General features: G+C 69.0%; 6 protein-coding genes. 3 read left to right on the forward strand and 3 right to left on the reverse strand.

All coding sequences use genetic code 11. The features are described 5' to 3' along the window. Positions 1-153 precede the first annotated feature (153 nt). The 3 genes from CCN29_RS06205 to CCN29_RS06215 all read right to left on the reverse strand — a co-directional run bounded on the left by CCN29_RS06205 (position 154) and on the right by CCN29_RS06215 (position 2,847). Positions 154-1,530 carry an FtsK/SpoIIIE domain-containing protein gene (locus CCN29_RS06205; protein WP_086680446.1) on the reverse strand — a complete coding sequence of 459 codons (1,377 nt, stop codon included), beginning with the start codon at positions 1,528-1,530 and terminating at the stop codon, positions 154-156. Further along, positions 1,530-1,886 (reverse strand): SCO3933 family regulatory protein, encoded by a 357-nt coding sequence (locus tag CCN29_RS06210; RefSeq protein WP_086680448.1) that lies wholly within the window; start codon positions 1,884-1,886, stop codon positions 1,530-1,532. The genes CCN29_RS06205 and CCN29_RS06210 overlap by 1 nt, the downstream gene beginning before the upstream one ends. Positions 1,887-2,055: 169 nt before the next feature. Continuing rightward, positions 2,056-2,847, reverse strand: coding sequence for a GntR family transcriptional regulator (locus CCN29_RS06215; RefSeq protein ID WP_086680450.1), 792 nt, complete (start codon positions 2,845-2,847; stop codon positions 2,056-2,058). A gap of 109 nt (positions 2,848-2,956) precedes the next feature. On the opposite strand from CCN29_RS06215, the gene CCN29_RS06220 reads away from it, so the two are divergent. Genes CCN29_RS06220 through CCN29_RS06230 form a run of 3 tightly spaced genes read left to right on the forward strand, consistent with a single transcriptional unit; the run spans position 2,957 to position 4,210 of the window. After that, a complete protein-coding gene (locus CCN29_RS06220) occupies positions 2,957-3,364 on the forward strand; it encodes an NUDIX hydrolase (protein WP_086680452.1) in 408 nt (135 codons plus the stop codon). 46 nt (positions 3,365-3,410) lie between these two features. Further along, positions 3,411-3,836: an ATP-binding protein gene (locus CCN29_RS06225; RefSeq protein WP_086680454.1), complete on the forward strand. Its 426-nt coding sequence runs from the start codon at positions 3,411-3,413 to the stop codon at positions 3,834-3,836. Further along, positions 3,833-4,210, forward strand: a complete 378-nt coding sequence (locus CCN29_RS06230) for a hypothetical protein (protein WP_086680456.1) — start codon at positions 3,833-3,835, stop codon at positions 4,208-4,210. Before CCN29_RS06225 ends, CCN29_RS06230 begins: the two co-directional genes overlap by 4 nt. Positions 4,211-4,523: the final 313 nt, after the last annotated feature.

The following is a 4,523-nucleotide window of genomic DNA, read 5'->3' on the forward strand; positions in this document are numbered from 1 at the left end:
GAAGGACAGCGCGGCGGCGATGAGCGCCTGTACGAGCACCGCATCTACGCGAGCCAGTTGGGCGCGCATGAGGGCGGCTCCTTCCGGGTTCAGGCATGGGAGGGGTAGGGAGGTGGCGCGAGGCGGTCACGCCGACCGGGGAGGGAAGGGGTGTCAGTCGGTGACGGGGTGCGGCTGGACGGCCGAAACGGGGGCCTCAACGGTCCGTACGGGTACGGCGGGCCGGAAGGGCTTCAGCGCGGGCAGGTCGGGCACCAGGTGAGCCGTCTCCTGGCAGATGTCGGCAGCGTCGCCGAGGGAGAGGTACGGGGTGCGGATGCGGGACCAGCCGCCGGAGGTGTCCCCCGCGACGGCGAGGCCGGGCAGCTCAGGGGCGATGGCGCAGGCGGCCATGACCGCTTCCGGGGCGATGTCGCCGAGTGCCATCTTGGCGGAGGCTTGGTCGTTGACGCGGTGGCAGACGCGGCCGGTGAGCTGGGCCCGGAGCATGGTGGCGCCCTTGCCGAGTTCGGCGCCGAAGCGCTGGCCGCAGACTTCCAGGTAGATGCCGGCCGCGCGGCCGAGCTGGGCGAGTCGGATGAGCTGGGTGACCATCGCGTCGCGCCGTTCCTCGTCCTTGCGGGTGGCGGTGAGGAAGAGTTCGGCCACCTCGTCGACGAACAGGACGACGGGCACGGGCCGTTCGCTTTCCGGCAGGCCCCAGATGTCGGAGGTGATCTCTTCGTCGGGGGTGCTGGGGGCGATGCCCTGCCGGGCTTTGATCAGGTCGTATCGGTGCTCCATCTCCTTCACGAGCACCGGCAGCAGTTCGGCAGCTTCGTCCGGATCGGTTGCGAGCGCCGAGAGACGCGGGGCGAACGGAGCCAGCTCGACACCCCGCTTGCAGTCGACGCCGACCAGGGCGACGTTCTGACGGGCGAGGCCCGAGACCAGGTGGCGCAGGTACATGGACTTACCCGACAGCGTGGCGCCCAGGGTGAGTTGATGAGGCACGGTCTGGTAGTCGCGGACGAAGGGCATGGCGTCCTCCCGCAGCGCGACCGGCACCTTGAGGAGCCCGCTGTCGCCCTTGCGGGGCATCCGCACCTTGCGCAGGACGTCGAAGCCGACGAGCCGCAGTTCGACGACGCCGGGCTTGACGGTGGTGACGTAGACGGCGTGGACGCCCCAGGCGTGCCGCAGCCGTTCGGCCGAGGCGGCGACGTCAGCGGGTTCCTGCCCCGGCGCGAGGCGGAGCCGAAGCCGCAGTCCGGTCGAGGTGGGCCGGATGATGCCCCGCCGGGGCGGTACGGGCCGCACTTCCCGTCGGGTGGTGGCCTTGACCGCGAGGACCCGGAGCCGGGACGGGGCGACGGTGAGGCCGCAGGCTTCCATGACCGAGGCGTACGAGCTGAGGAGGCGGACGGTGGATATCGGACCGCCGACCGCCGACCAGTACAGGGCCGGGTGGTTGGCCCGGGTGTAGGCGGCCCCGCCGCCGAGTGCGGCGAGGGGACCACCCACTTCCAGGAGCGTTGTCAGGTCGGTCATCAGGCCGAGGCCCCCAGGGCGGCCGGGAAGGCGGCCGGGGTGACAGCGGCGGCGCGGAAGGCGATGCCGTGACGCTGCTGACCGTTGAACACGGACTCCCACGGCCGGGCGACGAGGCCCGGCAGCGAGACCGGAGCGCCGAGGTTCAGCCCCTCGGAGACGCCGCCATCGGGGACGGTGACCTTGATGAGGGAGGACTCCCCGTCCTCGATGTACACGACGCCGATGGTCATCAGCGCCTCACCGCTCACGGCGTCCTTGGCGATCTCGCCCGTCTGCCGGTCACGGACCTTCGGCTCAGGGGCCTCCGTCAGCAGGATCGTGGCGGCGGAGGTCTCAACACGGATGGTGCGCAAGGCTGCGTTCCTATCTACTCGTCTATACAAGATGCGATCTGTGAACCCGATGTCTCGGGCTCACGACGATCACCTTGCCACACAACTTGCCCACTCGTCTATACGAGTATGCCTGTTGGGGTGTACGAGTTCGGAGAAGCGCCCCCGCGTACCACCACCAATCACCAGCTCACGTGGCCGGGAGCTGGTAGGACAGGACGTAGGCGTCCGCCGCCATGACCGTGTCGCAGACCTCCACGGGCCGCCCCTCGGTGTCGAAGGCGGTCCGGATCAGATGGATCACGGGCACGCCGGCCGCCAGGTGCAGCGTCTTGACCTCGGCGGGCGAGGGCATCCGGGCACAAATCTCCTCCTCGAAGTGGTCGAGGCGGTGGCCCAGCTCTTCGAGCCGGGCGTAGATGCCGCCGGGACCGGGGTTCGGCTCGGCGATCTGCGTACCGCGTGCGATGTCGAGCGGCAGGTAGGAGGTGGCGAACTCGACCGGACGGCCGTCGAGGAGGTACCGGCGCCGCCGGGCGAGCACCCGCCGTACGGAGCCCAGCCGGGCGGAGACGTCCTGACTGGCCTTCTCTTCCTTCACCTCAAGACTGTCGACCTGCGGATGGCTGCCGGCCGCATTCGCCTCCACGATGAACGCGGACTTCCCCTGCTCACGGTGCCGACGGGCGAACCGGTCCGAGGCGAGACGCCGCACCGGCGGCCGCGGCCGGACGAACACGCCCTTGCCGTGCTCGGCGTGCACCAGGCCCTCGCCCTGGAGGACGGAGAAGGAGTTGCGGACGGTCATCCGGGACACCCCGTAGTGGTCCACCAGCTCAGCCTCCGAAGGCAGCTTCTCGCCCTCCCGGAAACGCCCCCGGTCGATGGCTTCGCGCAGCTGGTCGGCGATCTGCCGGAAGACCGCACGATCACTCGTGGGGTCGAGATCACCGAGCAGGCCCGAAGGGAGAGAAGGGCTCACGTGTGTACTCCTTTAGATATCTAGACGAGCTGGCGAGTGTTGTTGCTACCGTGGAGAGCCTAGCCATCCGAGAGGGCCGAGGAACGTGAGCACAGAACGCCCGCACTCCGTGAGCGTGGCCGGAGTCGTCGTCGACGACCAGGGCCGGGCCCTCCTGATCCAGCGCCGCGACAACGGTCACTGGGAACCGCCGGGCGGTGTCCTCGAACGTGAGGAAACCATCCCCGAAGCCCTCCAGCGCGAGGTCCTCGAAGAGACCGGCGTCAAGATCGCACTTCCGGCGACCCTCACCGGTGTCTACAAGAACATGGCGGGCCTGATCGTCTCGCTGGTCTTCCGCTGCGAGGCGGCCGACGGCACGCTCACGACCGGCGACGAGACCCGCGCACTGCGCTGGGTGACCCGTGAAGAGGTCTCCGAACTCGCCGACGAGGCGTACGCGATCCGCGTCATCGACGCATTGGACGCGGTGTCTCCGCCGGCCATCCGCGCCCACGACGGCGTGAAACTCGTCTAGTCCGAACCCGCTGCACATGGCGGCCTATCAGCATGAAGGAACTTGTATGCACGAGTATACGAGTACAGCGAGGGTCTGGGGACTGTCTTGCCCAGGTTTCCCGGAAGAGGTCAGCCGGGCCCGCCGCTGGACCCGTGACATCCTGCGTGGCTCCCCTTTTGCCGAGGACGCCGAGCTGATCGTGAGCGAGCTGAGCGCGAACGCGATCCTCCACACGGCCAGCGGCCGGGACCAGGGCAGCTTTCACCTGGCCGTCGCGGTGTCCGCCCAGGTGGTAGCCGTATCGGTGACGGACGACGGAGGCACGGGCACGGCCCCGAAGATCGAGCGACAGGACCAGGACGCCGAAGGCGGCCGCGGACTCGGCATGGTCAGCACGATTGCCCACCGCGTCGTCGTCCACGACAGCGAGGCCGGCCACACGGTCACCGCGGAGCTCTTCACGGACGTACGACGAGGAGGGCATCTGTGAGGACGACGACCGGGTCGGGCTTCTGGTGCGAGTGCTGGACACAGAACCTGGACGCGCGACAAGCGCCAGCGCTCTTCGGGTCCTATGACGCGTACAACGTGGTGGAGGCGAACAACTGGGTAGCCACAATCCTCCGCACCATCTCACCGGCCCTCGACACAGCAGCCTGCACGGAAGCGTGGGAACGGCTCTACGACCACCGCATCGACACCCGACGAGCACTCTTACGCCGTGAGCCCTGGACCGTGTCCATCACCCACGCCAGCACGCGCATCACATGGACCGTGCGACCGGTGCTCTTCCTGCCACTCGCACACCGCCAAGGCAGCGAACTCCCCACGTGTGCGTACGACTTCAAACCCCTCACACCCTGAGCGGCCGTCAAGCATCTACCGGGACCGGACAAGCCACAGACGCCCGACTGCGTTACAACTTTCTCTACGGGTTCAAGGCGCCGCGCATGCGCGGCGCGGCGCCCGCCCGGTCCGCGCGCCGCCGCTCCTGTCTCCGTCCCGCTCCGGCGCCCGGCCCGAACGGGCGCCGGAGCAGCAGCTTGCGTCAAACCTAGAAGACTCATGGGGCTCTGCCCCACACCCCGGCCCTCTCTCGGAGGGGGTCGGGGCTTGCGTTTGTCCCCGGGTGCATCGTGGTGCGGAATGGTGGGTCGCGGGGTGGGTCCCTCCTCGG

Origin of the sequence: Streptomyces pseudogriseolus, from assembly GCA_002154585.1 — a bacterium.
GTDB lineage: Bacteria > Actinomycetota > Actinomycetes > Streptomycetales > Streptomycetaceae > Streptomyces > Streptomyces pseudogriseolus.